Below are 21,166 nucleotides of genomic sequence, written 5' to 3' on the forward strand. Positions count from 1 at the left end.
CACATAGAGTATTCGGATAGTAAAAATGGCAAGCCTATTGGCCTGCCATTTGGTACAGCTTTTCAACTCTATTTAATGATACATTTAGATCAAAGAAGAGTAGTAGGACATACGTAGTCTGTCACCTCGAATTCTCCTGAGTCTTTGATCGCTTTGAATCCTCCGTGCACATCGATGAGATTGTCATAGCCTCTTGCGCGCAAAATAGAATTGAACACCATAGAGCGATATCCACCGGCGCAGTGCACGTAGTAGGTTTTGTTTTTGTCCACTTTTAGCATGCTTTCGTTGATGTAGTCGAGCGGGGCATTTTCTGCATCCTTGACATGCTCAGAGAGGAATTCTGAATTTTTTCTGACATCCAAAATCGCTACATTTGGATCATTTTTCTTGATTTTCGCAAGCTCCTCGGCAGAAATGGAAGTGATGGAATCGACTTCATTCCCTGCATCTTTCCAAGAATTAAAACCACCTTTGAGATAACCCAGAGAGTAATCATAGCCAACTCTGGCAAGTCTTGTGATCACTTCCTCCTCTCTTCCTTCCTCAGCGACCACGAGGATTTCTTGCTTCACATCTGGAATCATTGCCCCTACCCATACCGCGAAGGATCCATCTATTCCGATATTGACAGAATTGGGAATAAAGCCTTTGGCAAAGGTCTGAGGAGCTCGGGTGTCCAGGATCAAAGCTCCTGTTTCATTGGCTACTGCCTCAAATTCTGATGGAGTCAATGGCTTCACTCCTCTTTCCAACACCTCGTCTATGCTATCATACCCCTGGATATTCATCATGACATTTTGCGGGAAATAGGCTGGAGGCGGAGTCAATCCTGTAATGACTTCTTTGATAAATGCCTCTTTGCTCATCTCCTGCAGCGCATAATTGGTTTTTTTCTGGTTGCCCAAAGTATCAGAAGTTTCCTTGCTCATATTTTTGCCACATGCCGAACCCGCTCCGTGAGCAGGATAGACGATCAAATCATCAGACAAAGGCATGATTTTATTTCTTAGCGAATCATACAGATGGCCGGCCAGCTTTTCCTGAGTCAGATCTGAAGCTACTTTTTGAGCCAAATCAGGTCTTCCTACGTCTCCGATAAACAGCGTATCTCCTGTGAAGATCGCTTCCTCTTTGCCTTCTTCATTATAGAGCAAATAGCAAGATGACTCCATCGTATGTCCAGGAGTATGGATCACTTTGACTTTGGCTTTGCCTAACTGAAACTCCTGCCCATCCTGAGCTATGACAGCGTCAAAACCCATTTTCATATCGGTAGGGCCATAGACGATTTGTGCTCCAGTCTTAGCTGCCAGATCTTGGTGCCCAGAGACAAAATCCGCATGGAAATGTGTCTCAAACACATATTTGATCTTGGCATTTCTACGTTCAGCTTTTTCTATATAAGGCTGTACCTCTCTCAGTGGATCGATCACTGCCGCTTCTCCATCCGACTCGATGTAATAGGCTCCCTGAGCCAGACATCCGGTATAGATTTGTTCGATTTTCATAAGTATGTTCTTTTATTGTTTTCTGTTAATTTCTGAATCAAAATTAGTGAGGAGTCGCTTAGGACACCATGACTTTTGTCACAGTAGGATCAAGCTTTCTCAGCCAAGTTTGACTCGAGGATCTTGACCAGCTGATGAGCAGGCACGACTCCAGATTCTCTCCAGAGGATTTTTCCCCTCTTAAAAAGGATCAAAGTAGGTACTCCCCTCACCTGAAATGAACTCGCAGCCAGAGGATTCTTATCTACATCTACTTTGAGGATTTTCACTTTAGAACCGACTTGTTTCGCGGTTTCTTCCAATACAGGTTGCATCATTTTGCAGGGGCCACACCAAGTCGCATAGAAATCCACCAAGACCGGAGTCGGTCCATTGATCAGTTCCTGAAATGATTTAGCTGGAGCACTCATTTTGATTTGGGTTTTTAAATTCATGACAAAGATAAAAAGTCAAGCCGATCCTGTCGGTAATATTTGTCACAAGGGGTTAACAGTGCTGCTTTTTAAAAAGTGCTAAAAAACCAAGACTTGGGAATAAATTTTATATTTTCGTCCGTCAAAATTACCTCATTAATGCTCAATTTCAAGCAAATCAATAATATCACCGCTTGGGTGGTATTTGCCGTAGCTACTTTGGTTTATATCATGACCGTCGAACAAACGGCGAGTTTTTGGGATCCGGGAGAGTTTATCGCCTCCTCGTACAAGCTACAGGTACCTCACCCTCCAGGAGCACCATTTTTCCTTTTGGTTTATCGGATGTTTAGCTTCATGGCCTTCGGCGACGGACTACAAGTGGCCTATTGGATGAACATAGGATCTGCCTTATTCTCAGGATTTACCATTCTTTTCCTTTTCTGGTCTATTACGCTTTTTGGGAGAAAACTCTTCAAAATTGAAGCTGGGAAAGAAACCAAAGGTCAGACCATCAGCTTAATGGGGGCCGGTATCGTCGGTTCGTTGATTTACACTTTCTCTGATAGTTTTTGGTTTTCAGCGGTAGAGGCAGAGGTATATTCCATGTCTTCGTTCTTCACCGCAATCGTGATTTGGGCTGTATTGAAATGGGACGTGATCAAAGATCCAAGAGAGGAAAACAAATGGATGATCTTGATCGCTTATCTGGTCGGTTTGTCCATCGGAGTTCACTTGCTCAACTTGGTGACATTGCCTGCTTTGGCCTTAATTTATTACTTCAAAAAATATGAAAAGCCAAGTCTCAAAGGAGCCATCATTGCGATGTTTTTGGGTGGAGTTGCGCTGATCGTCATCAATAATTTTATCATTCCTGGATTGCCAAGTTTGGCTGGTTCGACCGAGATTTTCTTTGTAAACAGTCTAGGATTGCCATTTGGGTCTGGTATTATATTCTTTATGCTGGTGTTTTTCACGGCGCTTTATTTTGCCTATCGTTACTCCAGACAAAAAGAAATGGCAGGTTTGAATACCATTTTGCTTTCCTTGATTTTCATCCTGATCGGGTATAGTTCCTATTCTCTGATCGTGGTCCGATCCAATCAGGATCCTGTCATCAATCAAAATGCGCCAAAGGATGTGCTTTCTTTCGTTTCCTATCTGAAAAGAGAGCAGTATGGCTACAGACCTTTGCTACACGGCCAGTATTTCACCGCTGAGTTGATCGACCAGGAAGAAGGTGCGCCTATTTATAGAAAAGGAAAAGACAAGTACGAAATCGCAGATTATGAGTTGAAAAACACCTACAATCCTGAGAAGACCACGATCCTTCCAAGGATCTATTCTACTCAGGAAAATCACAAGCGAATCTACCGGCAGAAGCTCGGACTGAGAGAAGGTCAACAGCCTACTTTCGGTGACAACCTCTATTTCATGTTTAGCCATCAGCTGGGACATATGTACTGGAGGTATTTTATGTGGAACTTCTCCGGCAGGGAATCAGACTTTGGTGATGCGCCTTGGATCGGGATTACCGATGCTTTTTCAGACAAATTCCCAGACTACATCAAAGAAAACAAAGGGCATAATAATTATCTAATGTTGCCTTTGCTTTTGGGAATCATAGGCCTCTTTTTCCAAGCCAAAGCCGACCCGAAATCATTCTATGTGAATCTAATGCTCTTCCTGATGATGGGTGTGGTGTTGGTTTTATACCTCAATTCCCCGCCTGTGGAACCGAGAGAGCGGGATTATATCTATGTGGGTAGTTTTTATGCTTTTGCTATTTGGGCTGGAATGGGCGTTTTGGCTTTGGCACATATGCTGGGCAAAGCCACCAAAAATCTCGCTACCGCAGGCATCATCGCTACACTGATCACCTTGCCTATCGCAGGGCTGATGGGTGCCCAAAACTGGAATGATCACAATAGACAAGGACGTTATTTCTCCGTGGATTCTGCCAGGAACTTCTTGGCCTCTTGTGCGCCAAATGCCATTTTATTTACCGGCGGTGACAATGACACCTTCCCACTTTGGTATGTACAGGAAGTGGAAGGATTCCGGACAGACGTTCGGGTGATCGTATTGAGCTACTTCGATACAGACTGGTACGTGGAGCAAATGACCTCTCCGACACATGAGTCCGAGGCATTGCCATTCTCCCTAGCTCCTGAGCGCTATCAAAAAGGTACCAATGATGTGCTTTTCGTGATGGAAAGAGACGGATTGGACGCTATTTCTGCAAGAGAATATCTGAAACTTTTGAATTCCGGATCTGAGCTTTTACGCATGCAGACTGGAGGCAAAAGCCAAGTGAATATGGTTCCATCCAGAAATCTAATCATGGAAGTGGATAGTGCCGCTGTATTCAACCAAGACATCATCCCGGAGGAGTTTTCACCGCTATTTAGCCCGCAGATGAACCTGCAGATCAAAGGAAACTATGTCACCAAAGGTACCATGATGCTGATCGATCTGATCGTATCGAATAATTGGGAAAGACCGATCTACTTCAATAATACTTCTTTGGCGACCATCGGTGTCAATATCCAAGATCACGTGGTCATGGAAGGGTTGACTTACCGTTTGCTGCCAGTGAGAAAGCCAAATTACCTTCGTGAGGAGCTGGTCAATGCTGACCTAGCCTACGAAAATTACATGACCAAATTTGCTTTCCGTGGCATGGACAATCCGGACAACTATCTGGATGAGGAATATCGCAGGTTTGCATCCAACCATCGCAGCGCAATCAACAGCATAGCCATGGCTCTACTGGATCAGGATCAGATGGAAAAAGCCGCCACCTTGCTCAACTATGGGCTGGAAGTAATGCCTAATGAAGCCATGCCGTACGACCTCTCTAGCGGACAGTCTGTTCCACTTTTCTTCGAAGTTGGAGAAGAAGAGAAAGGTCTGGAAATCATCGATGTGATCTCTAAAAAATCGCTGGACATGATCGAGTTTTATACAAACGAAAACAGAGATTATGATCGGGAAATGATGATCTCAATCGAGATGATCAAATACTTTATCCCGCTACTTGAAGAGCGGGGCTATCAGGAAAAAGCCCAAGAGCTCAAGCTCCGGCTGGAATCCCTGATCGGCCAGGAAAGTAGAGCTCCGGGAGTGCTGGACCGAATGGATTAAAATCAATAAAAAAGTCAGGGTAATTCCTGACTTTTTCGTTTAAAGGCTATTTAAAGGCAATTCTTTAAGCTTGAAATTAATAGATGACAATTAACTAAAAAAACCAGATTACTTCTTCCAAAGCACATAAAACAAATCCAACCCCTCTTCAGGATCCTCCACTAACGGAAAATCTTCATGGGTAATCTGAGTCACCGAATCCCCTTCCTGCTGATGAAGTTTGTTTCTATTCATCCGATTGAGGATCTCATAAGGCATTCTCAGGATCCAATTGGGTAGCTTATGCTGCAAGTCGAAGATGTCAAAACGCATGATCTTCTGAACAGACTTGCGGTTGGCTTCGTGGTAGTCCCATACTTTTTGATTTCCTCCGATTCCTTTGGCCTCCACCTGATCAAAAATCCCGGCAGCCAAGTCTATTAATTGCTGAGGAATATACTCTCTGATATGCCAAGGATTGCGGGAAAGTGTATGCGTATTATTCGGAGTAGAAATGATCGCTTTCCCACCCGGCTTGAGCATGCGGTATATTTCCTCGAGAAAAAGTCGGTCATTCTCGATATGCTCGATCACCTGAAAACTGACTATTGTATCATAGCTATTATCCGCAAAACCCGTAAACGGAGGTATCACGGCCTGACGAAAATCTACTTTTGGAAATTTAGCTTGCAAGCTGGCTATCACCTCCCCGATCTTATCTATCCCGACATAGCTGTCAGCCAGAGGTAACAGTGTTTCCACTCCTCTTCCCTCTCCACAGCCGATTTCGAGCAAATCTCCCTGAATCCAAGGCTTGGCTGCAATGTATGCTTTGAGTAGTCGTTGATGAATAGGATTGTCGCTGACCAACTTGTCCGAGGCGATTTCCGTTGTATAGGTAGCCATGTAAAATTTTACTATTTTGGCAAAAGTAAGGTTAATTTTTAAAACCAGAGATCAACACCCGATGAAGCTTAAACCAATTCAGATTTTCTCATTTTTCACCCTTCTATTAATCACCACTTTTAGCTCGTTTGGGCAAACTCAACTGCAAGACCTCAACCAGGCCTTACGCTATTCGCGCTACTCACGCTTGGCACTGAAAGTAATTCCAGTGAAAAAATCTGACAATCAATTTCTCGTCCAGCTCGTCGTGGAGAAAATTGAAGAACAGCCCAGTTTTGATACCTATAGTTTTTCTTACAATTTACTGAATAGCTATCAGGACGAAATCAATTCAGACAACTCTGTACTTCTGACCGAAAACGACCTCAAAATAGACTCTGAGCGTCATTGGGTTTTCGAAAAAGAAATCAATCTTCCGGAAGGTCAAGAGCAAGCTATTTTGCTTTTCTCTGCAATGGATACTCGCCAGGGCGACCCCTACTATTATCATGTAGATCTCAAAAGCCCGTTTGTATTTGATCTGCCGAGCTTTGGAGCCTATTATGCCAATAGTGTTCCTTTTGATCAAACTTACCTGACTACCGGAGAGGCCTTGCTATTCAAGTCTTCCAAAGGACCCAATTTGCATGGCTTCTACTACCCCATCAATTTTGATGTTCCATACCCACCCATGGAAACAAAACCTGCCCCAGTGCCCAAGGAGGTCGAGGTACAGGACATAGGAGACTTTCTAGCCAATGTACCCAAAGAACTGGACCAGCAAGGCTATTACTTCTTTCAGCAAGATACCAGCGAGAGCACCGGACTACTGATCAAAACCACGCATGAGGCTTTTCCTAAAGTAAAAGACTGGGAAGAAATGGTCCAGATGGTGACGTACATTTCTACCAGAAAGGAGCACGAAGCACTCTTGATGGCTGAGAACAAAAAGAAAGCACTAGATAACTATTGGATCAATCTGACCAGAAATCCAGATACGGCCCAAGACTTGATTCGAGAATATTTCCGGCAGGTAGAGTTTGCCAACCTACTCTTCACAGATTTCAAAGAAGGCTGGAAAACTGACAAAGGCATGGTCTATATCGTCATGGGACCACCTCAGGAAGTTCACTTTTATTTGGATCGTGAGGTATGGACTTATCAGGGATTGGATCAGAGTTCAAAAATTCGCTTTACCTTTGCACGGGTTAAGAATATACTCAACCCACATTATTATACACTGAACCGATCTCGGGCTTATCAGCCTGTCTGGTTTAAAAACATTTCCCAATGGAGAAGCGGAAGGATGGCTTTCTGATCGAGCGCGGAGCTCAAGACAAAGATTTTATTTTCGGTACCAGAGCTGTGATGGAGGCAATCCATGCTGGCAAAGAGATCGACAAAGTATTGGTACAAAAAGAACTGAACAATGACCTGATCAAGGAATTGCTCCAGCTTTGCAAATCCTCAGGCTTGCCCGTGGTACGCGTACCAGATGCCAAGCTCAACCGTATCACCCGTAAAAACCATCAAGGTGTCATAGCTCAAATGTCCTCCATTGCCTATGCATCGCTGGACAACGTGATTGACAATTGCTTTGCTGTCGGCAAATCTCCCTTGATTTTGATTTTGGATCATATCACTGATGTGAGAAATTTCGGAGCGATCGCCAGAACAGCAGAGTGTGCCGGAGTAGATGCCATTGTAATCCCAGAGAAAGGAAGCGCCCAGATCAATTCGGATGCAATCAAAACCTCTGCCGGGGCATTGAATTTTCTCCCGGTAGTCCGTGTCAAAAATCTCTTTTACACCTGTCGGGATATCCAAAAAATGGGATTGACTCTTGTAGCAATTACGGAAAAAACCGAAAAAAGCATGTACGAGGCAGATTTTGGCAATCCGGTAGCTATGGTGATGGGATCAGAGGAAGATGGAATTTCTCAGGAAATCATGGGTATCGTCGATGATAAAGTCAAAATCCCGATGTCAGGAAATATAGAAAGTCTCAATGTCTCCGTATCGGCCGGGGTGGCCATCTACGAAGCCATCAGACAGAGAAAAGCATAAAACAAAAGAGGACTTCAAACGAAGTCCTCTCCTTTTTTACGGGCATTTGAGACAAAGTCTCTAAATTTCTTTTCCCCATCGATGGGACAGATGAGTAGCACATTCTCGTTTTCATTGACTAGGTAGCCTTTGAGTCCTTCTACCACCACGAGTTTGTCACTATCCGTACGGATAAAACTATCCTCCGTATCATATAGGATTGCGTTAGCCTCCACCACGTTATTGTCTTTGTCTTTGGATCGCAACTCGTGGAGACTATTCCAGGAGCCCAAATCAGACCAGCCAAACTCACCTAATATCACAAATACATCATTGGATTTTTCCATCAATCCATAATCTATAGAGATACTTTTGACTTGCAGATAGGCTTTGGCCACAAAATCTGTCTCCGTCTCTTGTCCAAAGGCATCACGTCCCTCATCAAAAATCTCGGCAATATCTGACATATGAAGGCGAAGTGCGCTGAGAAGACTGCTACATTTCCAGACAAACATCCCTGAGTTCCAAACAAAATCTCCGCTTTCCAAAAAGGTCTTTGCAAGCTTGATATTGGGTTTTTCGGTAAATGTCTTCACTTTCAAGGCATCATCTCGATCTCCTTCAAGGTATTGGATATAGCCGTAGCCTGTCTCAGGTCTATTGGGCTGAATCCCCAAAGTGATCAGACGCTTGTCCACCTGTGCCGCGACGACCGCCTTCTGGATCGTCTGCAAAAATTTCTTTTCCTGCAAAATCAGATGATCTGCAGGTGTCACGATCATGGTTGCATCAGGATCGATGGACTGGATTTTATAGCCAGCATAGGCGATGCAGGTGGCGGTGTTTTTCCTGTTGGGTTCGGATAGGATCTGATGGTCCTCCAATTCGGGAAGTTGCTCTTTGACGATATCTACATATTTTTTATATGTGATCACAAAAAACTGATCTACCTCAGCGATTTCTCTAAACCTGTCATAGGTCATTTGAAGAAGAGATCTTCCCGTCCCCAAAATATCCAAAAACTGCTTAGGCTTTTTCCTCCTGCTATAGGGCCAAAATCGGGATCCAATCCCTCCGGCCATGATGATGATATAGGGTTTATTGGGCATAAAAAATCAAACGATTCCTTCTTTCATTAATTCATGAATATGGATAAAACCTGCGATTTTTTCTCCATCCATCGCCACCAGCTGTGTTATATTGTGATTGCGCATCATATTCAGGGCACGAATGGCAAATTCATCCTTAGAAATCGTCTTCGGATGACGTGTCATGATCTCTCCTGCAGTGATGTGAGCGATATTGAGAGACTTTTGAAGCATCCTTCGCAAATCCCCATCGGTAATGATTCCTACCAGATTCTCATCTTCATTGATGACTGAGGTAGCTCCTAGCCTTTTCCCCGAAATCTCCAAAATCACTTCTGCTAGTCCTGCTCCAGATGATACTACCGGAATATCTCCACTGAGCAGGTCCGACACCCGGAGATAAAGTTGCTTACCTAACGATCCCCCTGGATGGTACATGGCAAAATCATCCGGCGTAAATCCCCTGGCTTCCAAAAGGCAAACTGCCAGAGCATCTCCAAGCGCCAGATGTGCAGTAGTACTGGTGGTAGGAGCAAGATTGTTGGGGCAGGCTTCTTCTCCTATAGTCGCATTGAGGACAAAATCCGCCTGCTCGGCCAGATAGCTTTGCGTATTGCTGACCAAAGCGACTAGCGAGGATCCTCTTTTCTTCAAGAGAGGTACCAATACCTTAATTTCAGGCGTATTGCCGCTTTTGGAGATACAAATTACCACATCCTCATCCTGAATCATCCCAAGATCACCGTGAATCGCATCTGCAGCATGCATGAATAATGCCGGCGTCCCAGTAGAGTTCAGCGTGGCCACGATCTTACTGGCGATCAGTCCACTTTTGCCTACTCCCGTGATGACCACCCGTCCTTTGGAGGCCAAAATCCGCTCCACACAGGCCTCAAAATCTCCGTCCAAATAATCAATCAGCTGAATAATTGCATCTGCTTCATTTTGCAATACACGAGCCGCTGTATTCTTAATATTTTTAGCTAAATTCAATTTTACCTGCGTTAATCACTAATTTTGTACAAAGGTATAAAAGTAATCAATCATTCCTGTACGCAGCTTTACATACCCTTAAAGCCTTGTCCAAGTGGAAGAAAAAGTAAAAGCAGACCTCAAGCAAATTTTCGGTTTTAGTCAGTTTAGGGGAAATCAAGAACCTATAGTCGACAACCTGCTCAACCAGCGCAACACCTTTGTGATCATGCCCACCGGAGCAGGCAAATCGCTTTGCTACCAGCTTCCAGCCGTGGTCAAAGAGGGAACCGCCATCGTCATATCGCCTTTGATCGCTCTGATGAAAAATCAGGTAGATCAACTCAAAGCTATCGGAATCAATGCACATTTTCTGAACTCTACCCTTTCCAAATCGGAATCCAATCGGGTCAAATCAGAAGTGCTCAAGAAAAAAACCAAGCTCCTCTATGTGGCTCCAGAGTCACTGACCAAAGAGGAAAACATTACCTTTCTCAAAGAAGCTCAGCTCAGTTTTGTAGCTATAGATGAAGCCCATTGTATCTCTGAATGGGGACATGATTTCAGACCTGAGTATCGGAAAATCAAAACCATCGTGGCCCAGATAGCGCCCAACTTGCCTATCATCGCCCTTACGGCTACTGCCACGCCCAAGGTCCAGCAGGACATTCAGCGCAACTTACAGATGGAGGAAGCGGACTTATTCAAGTCTTCTTTCAACCGCACCAATCTATTCTATGAGGTTCGGCCCAAAGTCAAGAACGAGTCCAAAAAACATCTTATCAAGTTTATCAAGGCTCATAAAGGTAAATCCGGGATCATCTACTGTCTTAGCAGAAAAAAAGTAGAGGAAATCGCCGATCTGCTTAAGGTCAATCAAATCAATGCGGCTCCCTACCATGCAGGCTTGGAATCAGCCACCCGGATCAAAAATCAGGACGATTTTCTGAATGAAGAAGTCGATGTGATTGTTGCCACTATTGCATTTGGGATGGGGATAGACAAGCCAGATGTTCGGTATGTCATTCACTATGATGTACCTAAATCTCTGGAAGGATACTACCAAGAGACAGGCCGGGCGGGAAGAGACGGTCTCGAAGGCCACTGTCTGATGTTTTACAAGTACGAAGACATCATCAAACTCGATAAATTTAACAAAGACAAAGCCGTCACAGAGCGGGAAAATGCCAAAATCCTGCTTCAGGAAATGGCCGCCTACTCAGAGACCGGTGTTTGCCGAAGAAAATTTATCCTGAATTATTTTGGTGAAACTCTGGATGAAGACTGTGGCTTCTGTGACAACTGCAAGCGGCAACGGGAGACCTACGAAGGGATGGACTTGCTCACTTTGGCACTGAAAACCACCAAGCTGACCAATGAACGCTTTGGGCTGGAGCATCTAGTCAAAGTGCTGATAGGAGAAGTCACTGATTATGTTTCCAGCTATAAACATGACGAACTTGAAGTATTTGCCCGTGGCAATGAGCATCCGGAAAAGCTGTGGACTTCGGTTTTCCGTCAGGCCCTGGTCATGCACCTGCTGGAGAAAGACATCGAAAACTATGGAGTTTTAAAAATCACTCCTAAAGGGCACTCCTTTTTGGAACAGCCCTATTCTGTGGATTTGTATGCAGATCATGATTTTGAAAAGGAACTGCTGAATGAGCAGCCTGAAGTAGAGGTCAATTCCGGCGGAGTGGCATATGATGAAAAGCTCTTTGAACTGCTCAAGGCAGAAAGGAAAAAGGTAGCCAGATCCAAGGGACTTCCCCCCTATGTCATATTCCAAGATCCTTCTTTGGAAGAAATGGCGACTGTCTACCCTACTACTCGGGATGAATTAGCGCAGATTAACGGCGTGGGAATGGGAAAAGTGGCTAAATTTGGCTCTCCATTCCTCAAACTGATCGCTAACTATGTCGAGGAAAACGAAATAGAAACGGCTTCGGATGTGGTCGTCAAGACTGCGGGGGCACGCTCCAAGGTCAAAATATCCATCATCCAGCAGATTGACCGCAAAATCGACCTGGATGAAATAGCCGAAAATTTGAATATCAGTATGGCTGAGCTGCTTCAGGAAATTGAGCAGATCACCTACAGCGGAACAAAACTAAACATCGATTACTACATTCAGCATATCATGGATGAGGAGCGTGAGGATATACTCCATGATTATTTTATGACTGCAGAAAGCGATAATATCAAGCTAGCTCTTGATGAACTCGAAGATGAGGACTTTGCGGAGGATGAACTCAGAGTCTATCGAATCAAGTTTATCTCCGAGCATGCCAATTAAAAAAGACTTAATTCAATGAATATACTCTTATTGGGAAGCGGAGGCCGCGAGCACGCCTTTGCATGGAAAATCGTACAAAGCCCAAAATGTGACAATCTCTACGTAGCGCCTGGTAATGCGGGTACCGCTACTATAGCTACCAATCTACCTATCGCAGTCACCGATTTTGCAGCTATCAAAACTTGCATTCTTGAGAAACACATCGACTTGGTCGTAGTAGGACCTGAAGAGCCTTTGGTCAAAGGTTTGGTAGATTTCCTAGGCACAGAAGAAGAGACTAAAAACACTCCGATCGTGGGCCCATCTCAATTGGGAGCCACGCTGGAAGGTAGCAAGGACTTTTCCAAGCGCTTTATGCAGCGCAATGAAGTTCCTACAGCTGCCTACGAAACTTTTGATGCCAATCAACTTGAAGAAGGTCTTGCCTATCTGGAAAAGCAATCCTTGCCCATCGTACTCAAAGCAGATGGATTGGCAGCCGGAAAAGGTGTTTTGATCTGTGAAACGCTAGAAGATGCTAAAGCTTCTCTTAAAGAAATGCTTTTAGATCAAAAATTTGGAGACGCTTCCTCCAAGGTGGTCATCGAGGAATTTTTGACAGGAATCGAGCTATCGGTTTTTGTAGCCACAGATGGCAAAAGCTATAAAATCCTTCCAGAAGCCAAAGATTACAAGCGAATCGGAGAAGGTGACACCGGGCTGAATACTGGAGGGATGGGAGCAGTGACACCTGTCATTTTTGCGGATGAATCTTTCATGCAAAAAGTGGAAGAGAAAATCGTCCAACCTACGGTAGCGGGATTGGCTGCTGAGGACATTCCTTACAAAGGATTTCTATTCATCGGACTGATGAATAAAAATGGTGAGCCCTACGTCATCGAATACAATGTGCGTATGGGAGATCCTGAGACCGAAGCTGTTTTACCACGAATTGAAAGTGACTTCCTAGACCTTCTTTGGGCCATTGCCACAGGATCATTGAAGGATTACGAGCTCACACTCTCTTCGGATTATGCCACCACAGTGGTGATGGTCAGTGGCGGCTATCCCGGTTCCTATGAGAAGGGATTTGAGATTTCTCTCCCTGAATCTGTGAAAAACGCCACCATCTTTCATGCCGGGACCGCTTTCAATGAGACTGGAACCGTAGTCAATCAGGGAGGCCGGGTCATCGCTGTGACTGGTCGTGGCAAGGATTTGGAGACCTCTCTCAAAAACACTTTTGAAGTGGTCGAGCAGATCCATTGGGACAAGTCCTACTATCGAAAAGATATAGGGCAGGATATCTTGAAATTGATCAAATAAACCCAAAACTAATCAGGGTCATGCCCTGTCGATATATATGTCTGGATGTAGTAGCTGCTCCACCTCCACAGGAGGTACCGGAGGCTGCCAAAATAATGGCACTTGCGGCACGAGCGATTGTAATAAAATGAATTCATTTGATTGGTTGACCCACATGGGCATACCACAGGTGGATAACTTTGACATTGTCGAAGTGAAATTCAAAGGAGGAAGAAAGGAATATTATCGCAATGTAGATTACCTTTCCCTCACCACAGGAGACCCAGTCGTAGTCGATGTGCCAAGCGGCCATCACCTTGGCTATGTCTCACTGCAAGGCGAGCTAGTGAGGCTCCAAATGCAAAAAAGGAAAATCAGAGATGATGACAACATCCTGAGAATATACCGGATCGCCAATCAGAAAGATCTCGAAAAATGGGAAGAAGCCCGAAATCGCGAGATTCCGACGCTTTATAGATGCCGTCAGATCATCGATGAATTGGGACTGAAAATGAAACTTTCCGATATCGAGTTTCAGGCCGACAACTCCAAAGCCACATTTTTCTATTCCGCTGATGAGCGGGTGGATTTTCGTGAACTCATCAAGCTTTTGGCTGGAGAATTCCGAATTCGAGTAGAAATGCGTCAGATTTCACTTCGCCAAGAAGCTGGAAGACTGGGAGGTATCGGAGTCTGTGGACGGGAACTTTGCTGCTCCACTTGGCTCGTAGATTTCAAAAACGTAAGTACCTCAGCTGCCCGCTATCAAAATCTTTCTCTGAATCCGGGGAAATTGAGTGGACAATGCGGCAGACTCAAGTGCTGTCTCAATTATGAGCTGGATACTTACATGGATGCCATCAAGGATATCCCGAGTATAGATCGACCGCTTCAGACTGAAGCCGGCAATGCCAAACTCCAGAAAACTGACATTTTTCGTAAGCTGATGTGGTTTAGCTACAACAATGACAATGACTGGCATAGCATCTCCTGCGAGCGTGTCAAAGAAATCCAGCAGCTTAACTCCAAAGGAGTCAAAGTATTCAATCTCCAAGTGAATGAAGCATCAGAATTGGAGGATTTGGCGGCACAATCCACAAGAGAATTGGAGCTTTTGGACCAAAAATTTGCTAAAAAGAAAAGAAAGAAAAAGCCGAGAAATAAACCTCGTGGCAATCAGCCAGCTGGCAACTCCCAACCTGCTTCCAATCAGGCAGCTCCTACCCAGGAGAGAAAGCCTAGACCAGAGAGAAGAAATGGGCCAGGAAAACCATCTGGAGGACCTGCCAAAAGCGAAGGCAATCCGCAAGAAAATCGGAATCCTAGAAATAAGCGTAGGAAACCTAGAAATCCTCAGCAAGGCAAACCCAACAATCCTCAGCAGCCCCAGTCTAAGGGAGGAAATGAGCAAAAACCAGCTCAACCGAAAAGAGAAGGAGGAAAGAAGAGATTTCCACCACGCAAAAATCAAAACTCCAACGACAAGCCTAACAATGAATAGATTAGGAATAATTGGGATTCTGTGTGTTTGGATGCTTAGTTCCTGCTCAGGAGATAGGCTATACGAAGACTTTATTGCGCTGGATGAATCTCGAGGTTGGCAGCAGGCAGATAGCCTTGAGTTTCAGCTGGGGGATGTGGATCATGAAGGAAAAGCCACTTTGATCGCGGTCAAGTTTACAGAGACGTATCCATTTTCCAACTTCTACGTGCGGGTGATCGCCAAGGACTCGAGTTCGCAGATCATCGAAAACAAGCTTGTCAATGTCCCTCTGTTTGACTCCAAAACAGGACAGCCGCTCGGCAAAGGTTTTGGAAGTAGCTATACAAAATATGACACGCTACCATTTGGACTTCCAGCTCAAACAAAAAGTATCACCTTGCTCCAATACATGAGGCAGGAAAGCTTACCCGGCATAGAGGCTGCCGGTCTCAAAATAGTCCCCTAAAAAAAATGGCTCCTAATTCTTAGGAGCCATTTTTACTTTGTAGCTGATTTTTATTTCCTCATTTTCTTATAGGCATTGATCAGTCCATTTGTAGAGCCATCGTGAGAATTGATCTCCTCATCTCCAGATAGCTCAGGTAGGATCCCATTGGCAAGAACTTTCCCCAATTCCACTCCCCACTGATCAAAACTGAAAATATTCCAGATAGCACCTTGTACAAAAATCTTATGCTCGTACATAGCGATCAGCATTCCAAGCGTATATGGAGTGATCTTTTGTACCAAAATGGAATTGGTAGGACGGTTTCCTTCAAATACGCGATGCGGAGCGACCTGATCGATTTGCTCCAGCGATTTGCCCGCTGCATTCATTTCTTGTCGCACTTCGTCCAGGCTTTTTCCTTTCATCAAAGCTTCAGTCTGAGCAAAGAAATTGGAAAGTAGCTTTTGATGATGGTCTCCCAAAGGATTATGGGATATGGCCGGAGCTATAAAATCACAAGGGATGAGATGAGTACCTTGGTGGATCAACTGATAAAATGCATGCTGTCCATTGGTACCTGGCTCACCCCAGATAATCGGGCCGGTAGTATAGTCGACTTTGCCCCCATCACGGCTCACATATTTTCCATTGCTCTCCATATTACCCTGCTGAAAATAGGCAGCGAATCGATGCAGATATTGGTCATAAGGCAAAATAGCTTCTGAAGATGCTCCGAGGAAATTGCAGTTCCAAATACCGATCAAAGCCAAAAGAACTGGGATATTTCGGTCAAACTGCGAATGTCTGAAATGCTCATCCATGCTATGCGCTCCGGCTAGCAATTGCTCGAAATTATCAAAACCAACTGCACAGGCAATCGGTAATCCGATCGCGGACCATAGCGAATAACGGCCTCCAACCCAATCCCAAAACTCAAACATATTGGCTGGATCTATTCCAAAAGCCTCTACACCTTTGAGATTGGTAGAAAGAGCCACAAAATGCTTGGCTACAGCAGCTTCGTCCTTTGCATGATCCATAAACCAATTTCTTGCAGAATGCGCATTGGTCATCGTCTCTTGCGTCGTAAAGGTCTTGGAAGCAATGAAAAATAGTGTTGTTTCTGGATCTACCTTCTTCAGAGTCTCTGCGATATGTGTGCCGTCCACATTGGATACGAAGAATATCTCTAGATTTTCCGCCTGATAAGGCTTAAGTGCTTCGGTGACCATCACTGGACCTAGATCAGATCCGCCAATCCCAATATTGACCAGACTTTTGATCGGCTTTCCTGTATATCCAAGCCACTTGCCTTCATTGACTTTAGTGGCGAAGACCTTCATTTTTTCCAAAACCGCAGACACATCTTCCATCACATTGTGCCCGTCCACATAGACTGCTCTATCACTTCTGTTTCTCAAGGCCGTATGCAACACTGCACGATCTTCAGTCGCATTGATATGCTTGCCTTCAAACATCGATTCGATAGCCACGTGGAGCTCAGTCTCCCGAGCCAAATCCAATAAAGCTTTGAGAATAGGGTCGTTGATGCGATTTTTTGAATAGTCTACCAAGATATCTTCCAGCTGAATGCTGTAGCGATCAAATCGCTCTCGTTCATCAAAAAGTGAAAGAATCTGTAAATCTTTGTTTTTCTCTGCCAAATCTTGAAGTCTGGACCAAGCAGGAGTTTGCGTAGGATTAATAGCGTTCATGAATAGGTTATGATAGGATTTTAGGCAAAATTAGAATTTATCGGCAAGGGGAAAAGAAGAGATTGATTTTTGAATCCTCCTATGAATAAATTAATCTTGAGTTCATTTTATTTTGAAAAGGAAAAATTGAAGATACGACTTTTAGCATTTCTCTGCCTAGGCATGACGACCTTGATCATCTGTCACTCAGCTTTTGGTCAAACTAGAAAATTAATCCCCACCAACAAACACTTTTATCGTGTCGCCGATAATGACCTAGCCAATCAGGTATACACGCTTGTGTCGACCCACGTCAATGACAGTCTCCATTTTTACAGATATCATGATCATGAGAATAAAATCATCCAAAACGTGACGGCTCGCTACAAAGAAAATGGACATTTTAAGGAAAAAATCACGCAGAATTTTGACCATGCGGGCAACCTCCTTCAAGTCAAGATGGAAAATCTATTGACAAAAACTTACATCACTACCTATTACTTTGATGAGCAGCAGGTCGCTCAAGCTATTCACTTTGGAAATGGGGAGTTTCACATCCTAAGACAGGGAGACAGCATTCCTCAGGTCAAAGAGAAGGATGACTTTTCCCCTCAATTAAATGCGAGCAAAGAAGAATGGGATGCATTTTTCAACAAAAATTTCAAAATCAATGGCATGAGGGTAAAGAAAGATTCCCAAACGGCTATGATCGCAGTTTTGGTGGGCGCAGATGGCAAGCGAAAAGAAATCGAAGTTGCAAACTCCTTCTTTGTGGAAGACTATTTTGCGATGAAAGCCCTGGAATTGATGCTGAAATGGGGGGATAATTATGTCCCGGCTTTGGATGCCTTTGGCAAGCCTGTCGAAAAATGGATGTATGTTCCGATACATTTTTTCAGGTGAATCAAACGATTCCTTATCCCCATTAAAAAATAAAAAGCCTGATTACTGATGTGCCCCCAAAAAGTTAGATACTTATTGGGGGCACATCATACTCAGGCATTTTTTTATCAGTTAATCTTTCAGAAAATCTCTGAGGACGTAGTTCAAAATTCCACCGTGCTTATAGTAGGCGATTTCCACTTCTGAATCCAATCGGGACTTGACGTGAAACCTAAGTTCCTGACCCTGCTTTGATACAGCCACTACTTCAAATACCTGACCCGGGGTCAATCCTGATTCTATCCCTGAAATAGTGTAAGATTCCTGACCGGTCAATCCAAGAGAAGCGGCATTTTCTCCCGGCTCAAATTGAAGAGGCAATACCCCCATCCCCACTAGGTTGGATCGGTGAATTCGCTCGTAGCTCTCCGCAATGACTGCTTTTACTCCCAAGAGGTTGGTTCCTTTGGCTGCCCAGTCACGGGAGGAACCTGACCCATATTCTTTCCCCGCCAATACAATCAGAGGGGTCTGGGTAGCCTGATATTTTTGCGAAGCATCAAATATACTCATCTCTTCACCAGTAGGAATGTGGGTGGTAAAGCCCCCTTCCTGTTCTGCCAATTGATTTTTAATCCTAACGTTGGCAAAGGTACCTCGCACCATTACTTCATCATTTCCTCTTCGGGAACCGTAGGAGTTGAAGTCCGGTCGCTGAACTCCTCTCCCATTCAAATATTTCCCAGCTGGTGTATTTTCACGGAAAGATCCTGCAGGAGAAATGTGGTCCGTCGTGATCGAATCTCCCAGTTTCAACAAGACATTCGCGCCATTGATATCACCCGGCTCAGGAACATCAACTGAAATCCCCTTGAAAAATGGAGCTTCCTTGATGTAAGTAGAACTATCATCCCAAGGATAAATTTCCCCCTCACCTGATTCCAACTTTTTCCAGATTTCATTGCCCTCGAAGATCTCACCGTAACTTTTCTGATAATCTCCCGGAGACAGTACCTGACGGGAAATCTCATCGATCTCCTCTTGACTCGGCCATATATCTTTGAGATAAACAGGCTCCAAATTCGGGTCATAGCCGATAGGCTCATTATATAAGTCTACATCTACACGACCTGCAAGTGCATACACTACCACCAGCATCGGAGACATGAGATAGTTCATTTTGACTTGAGGATGGACCCGAGCTTCGAAATTTCGGTTACCTGAGAGTACGGAAGCCACCACCAAATCATTCTCTTCAACAGCAGCTGCGATATGTCTAGGAAGAGGCCCAGAATTACCAATACAAGATGTGCAGCCATAGCCAACAGTATGGAATTTCAAAGCTTCCAAGTCATCCATCAAATTCGCTTTTTCCAAATAGTCAGTGACGACTTTGGAACCAGGAGCCAAAGAAGTTTTAACCCAAGGCTTCACATCAAGTCCTTTCTCGCGCGCTTTTCTGGCTACCAAACCAGCTCCGAGCATGACCGAAGGATTTGAGGTATTCGTACAGCTAGTGATGGCTGCTATGACGATAGATCCGTCGTAAAGATCAAATTTCTCATTGTGAAGCTTGACCGACACAGTTTTCAAGCCATTTTTTATTTTGGTCTTGATCTCTGTATCTGCAGGAGCTGAAGTACCAGATTGATCTTCGGTTTGTCCTCCACCCTCTTCCAAAAAGCGGGAAACTTCCTCTCTTTTATCGATAGGTATGTAATCTCTCCCATGGACTGACTTCAGGAGTTCTTCAAATTTAGGCTTGAAGTCCCGAACCAAAATCTTATCCTGAGGACGTTTGGGACCGGAAACAGTGGCTTCTACTAACCCAAGGTCAAGTTCTACTACGGAGCTGTATTGGATCAAGTCTTCCTCTTGTCTCCAAAGCAAATTTGCTTTGCAATAATCTTCTACTAGCTGGATTTGCGATTCGCTTCGATTGGTTTTTCGCATGTAGTCCAGCGTGCGGTCATCAATAGGGAAATATGAAACCGTACATCCAAATTCAGGTGACATATTAGAAATGGTGGCTCGATCCGGCACGGACAAGTGATCTAGCCCAGGGCCAAACACTTCTACAAATTTACCAACTACTCCATGCTTACGGAGGAGTTCGGTAATTGTCAGCACCATATCGGTAGCGGTGGTCCCTGCAGGCAATTTTCCTGTCAGTTTCAGCCCCACTACCTCTGGCATAATAAAATAGATAGGTTGACCTAAAAGTGCCGCTTCTGCTTCTATACCTCCAACACCCCAACCTACAACACCGATTCCATTGACCATTGGTGTATGCGAATCCGTACCAACCAATGTGTCAGGGAAAGCCATACCATCTCGGGTAATGACCCCTTGCGCCAAATATTCCAGATTTACCTGATGGCAAATCCCCATCCCTGGGGGTACCACAGAAAAATTATCAAATGACTTTTGAGCCCATTTCAGAAATTGGTATCGCTCCTTATTTCTTTCATATTCTACTTCTACATTTTTCTGGTAACTGTAGTTGGTCCCAAAATAATCCACCTGCACCGAGTGGTCGATGACCAAATCTACTGGAATCAATGGATTGATCTGAGCAGGATTTTTTCCTTTTCTTTTAGCTTCTGACCTCAAAGAAGCAATGTCCACCACAGCAGGTACTCCCGTAAAATCCTGCATAAGGACTCTCGCCGGCTTGTATGGAATGTCTTTGTCAGATGCTTGAGGTGACCATTGGATCAAGGTGTCCAAATGCTCTTGGGTAATTGCAAAATCGTCAAAATTACGCAGTGCGTTTTCGAGCAAAATCCGAATAGAAAAAGGCAAGTGTTTTACTTTCTTTCCGGAATCATGAAGCTTCTCCAAGCTCCAATAGGTAAACTCTCCGCTACTGGTTTTAAGACTGGATTTGATTGAATAAGGGTCAAGTTTCATGTTAAAAAAGGTTTTGTCTATGAATAGTTATATTATTCAACTCAATTAAAGCAATTTGGATTCCCAAGGTGTCAAAAAGGTACCTTTTTTGGAGAAATTTTGCCACAACCTAGTATAAACTTTCA

15 protein-coding genes are annotated in these 21,166 nt (G+C 44.2%); 8 read left to right on the plus strand and 7 right to left on the minus strand.

The window, feature by feature from the left end:
• Window positions 1-89: 89 nt before the first annotated feature.
• Together G460_RS0108075 and trxA are read right to left on the minus strand one after the other, a co-directional pair.
• Window positions 90-1,511 (minus strand): MBL fold metallo-hydrolase, encoded by a 1,422-nt coding sequence (locus G460_RS0108075; protein WP_026954873.1) that lies wholly within the window; start codon window positions 1,509-1,511, stop codon window positions 90-92.
• An 89-nt stretch (window positions 1,512-1,600) separates the two neighbouring features.
• A complete protein-coding gene (gene trxA / locus G460_RS0108080; RefSeq protein WP_035464224.1) occupies window positions 1,601-1,921 on the minus strand; it encodes a thioredoxin in 321 nt (106 codons plus the stop codon).
• Window positions 1,922-2,083: 162 nt separating this feature from the next.
• Here trxA and G460_RS0108085 point away from each other — a divergent pair, with 162 nt between their 5' ends.
• Window positions 2,084-5,071 (plus strand): glycosyltransferase family 117 protein, encoded by a 2,988-nt coding sequence (locus tag G460_RS0108085; protein WP_026954875.1) that lies wholly within the window; start codon window positions 2,084-2,086, stop codon window positions 5,069-5,071.
• A 108-nt stretch (window positions 5,072-5,179) separates the two neighbouring features.
• Here G460_RS0108085 and G460_RS0108090 read toward each other — a convergent pair whose 3' ends face one another.
• Window positions 5,180-5,956, minus strand: coding sequence for a class I SAM-dependent methyltransferase (locus G460_RS0108090; protein ID WP_026954876.1), 777 nt, complete (start codon window positions 5,954-5,956; stop codon window positions 5,180-5,182).
• A gap of 61 nt (window positions 5,957-6,017) precedes the next feature.
• Between G460_RS0108090 and G460_RS0108095 the strand changes: the two genes are divergently transcribed.
• The gene (locus G460_RS0108095; RefSeq protein ID WP_026954877.1) at window positions 6,018-7,253 is read left to right on the plus strand and encodes a GWxTD domain-containing protein; all 1,236 of its coding nucleotides are present in this window, start codon (window positions 6,018-6,020) and stop codon (window positions 7,251-7,253) included.
• Window positions 7,226-8,002 (plus strand): 23S rRNA (guanosine(2251)-2'-O)-methyltransferase RlmB, encoded by a 777-nt coding sequence (gene rlmB / locus G460_RS0108100; RefSeq protein ID WP_026954878.1) that lies wholly within the window; start codon window positions 7,226-7,228, stop codon window positions 8,000-8,002. The genes G460_RS0108095 and rlmB overlap by 28 nt, the downstream gene beginning before the upstream one ends.
• A gap of 14 nt (window positions 8,003-8,016) precedes the next feature.
• Here the strand turns inward: rlmB and G460_RS0108105 are convergent, their stop codons facing one another.
• Window positions 8,017-9,090: a mannose-1-phosphate guanylyltransferase gene (locus G460_RS0108105; RefSeq protein WP_026954879.1), complete on the minus strand. Its 1,074-nt coding sequence runs from the start codon at window positions 9,088-9,090 to the stop codon at window positions 8,017-8,019.
• A 6-nt stretch (window positions 9,091-9,096) separates the two neighbouring features.
• The gene (locus G460_RS0108110; protein ID WP_026954880.1) at window positions 9,097-10,062 is read right to left on the minus strand and encodes a KpsF/GutQ family sugar-phosphate isomerase; all 966 of its coding nucleotides are present in this window, start codon (window positions 10,060-10,062) and stop codon (window positions 9,097-9,099) included.
• Window positions 10,063-10,156: 94 nt separating this feature from the next.
• Between G460_RS0108110 and recQ the strand changes: the two genes are divergently transcribed.
• From recQ to G460_RS0108130, 4 genes are all read left to right on the plus strand, one after another.
• Window positions 10,157-12,337 carry a DNA helicase RecQ gene (gene recQ / locus G460_RS0108115; protein ID WP_026954881.1) on the plus strand — a complete coding sequence of 727 codons (2,181 nt, stop codon included), beginning with the start codon at window positions 10,157-10,159 and terminating at the stop codon, window positions 12,335-12,337.
• Between the two features lie 15 nt (window positions 12,338-12,352).
• Window positions 12,353-13,642, plus strand: coding sequence for a phosphoribosylamine--glycine ligase (gene purD / locus G460_RS0108120; RefSeq protein WP_026954882.1), 1,290 nt, complete (start codon window positions 12,353-12,355; stop codon window positions 13,640-13,642).
• A gap of 127 nt (window positions 13,643-13,769) precedes the next feature.
• Window positions 13,770-15,122: a regulatory iron-sulfur-containing complex subunit RicT gene (gene ricT, locus G460_RS0108125; protein ID WP_035464122.1), complete on the plus strand. Its 1,353-nt coding sequence runs from the start codon at window positions 13,770-13,772 to the stop codon at window positions 15,120-15,122.
• A complete protein-coding gene (locus tag G460_RS0108130) occupies window positions 15,115-15,570 on the plus strand; it encodes a gliding motility lipoprotein GldH (protein WP_026954884.1) in 456 nt (151 codons plus the stop codon). Before ricT ends, G460_RS0108130 begins: the two co-directional genes overlap by 8 nt.
• 50 nt (window positions 15,571-15,620) lie before the next feature.
• On the opposite strand, the gene pgi is transcribed toward G460_RS0108130, so the two are convergent.
• Window positions 15,621-17,267: a glucose-6-phosphate isomerase gene (pgi, locus tag G460_RS0108135; RefSeq protein ID WP_026954885.1), complete on the minus strand. Its 1,647-nt coding sequence runs from the start codon at window positions 17,265-17,267 to the stop codon at window positions 15,621-15,623.
• 81 nt (window positions 17,268-17,348) lie between these two features.
• On the opposite strand from pgi, the gene G460_RS0108140 reads away from it, so the two are divergent.
• Window positions 17,349-18,149, plus strand: a complete 801-nt coding sequence (locus G460_RS0108140; RefSeq protein WP_026954886.1) for a hypothetical protein — start codon at window positions 17,349-17,351, stop codon at window positions 18,147-18,149.
• Window positions 18,150-18,260: 111 nt separating this feature from the next.
• Here the strand turns inward: G460_RS0108140 and acnA are convergent, their stop codons facing one another.
• A complete protein-coding gene (acnA, locus tag G460_RS0108145; protein WP_026954887.1) occupies window positions 18,261-21,041 on the minus strand; it encodes an aconitate hydratase AcnA in 2,781 nt (926 codons plus the stop codon).
• Between the last annotated feature and the right edge of the window lie 125 nt (window positions 21,042-21,166).

This window comes from Algoriphagus vanfongensis DSM 17529, from assembly GCF_000429465.1.
Taxonomy (GTDB): domain Bacteria; phylum Bacteroidota; class Bacteroidia; order Cytophagales; family Cyclobacteriaceae; genus Algoriphagus; species Algoriphagus vanfongensis.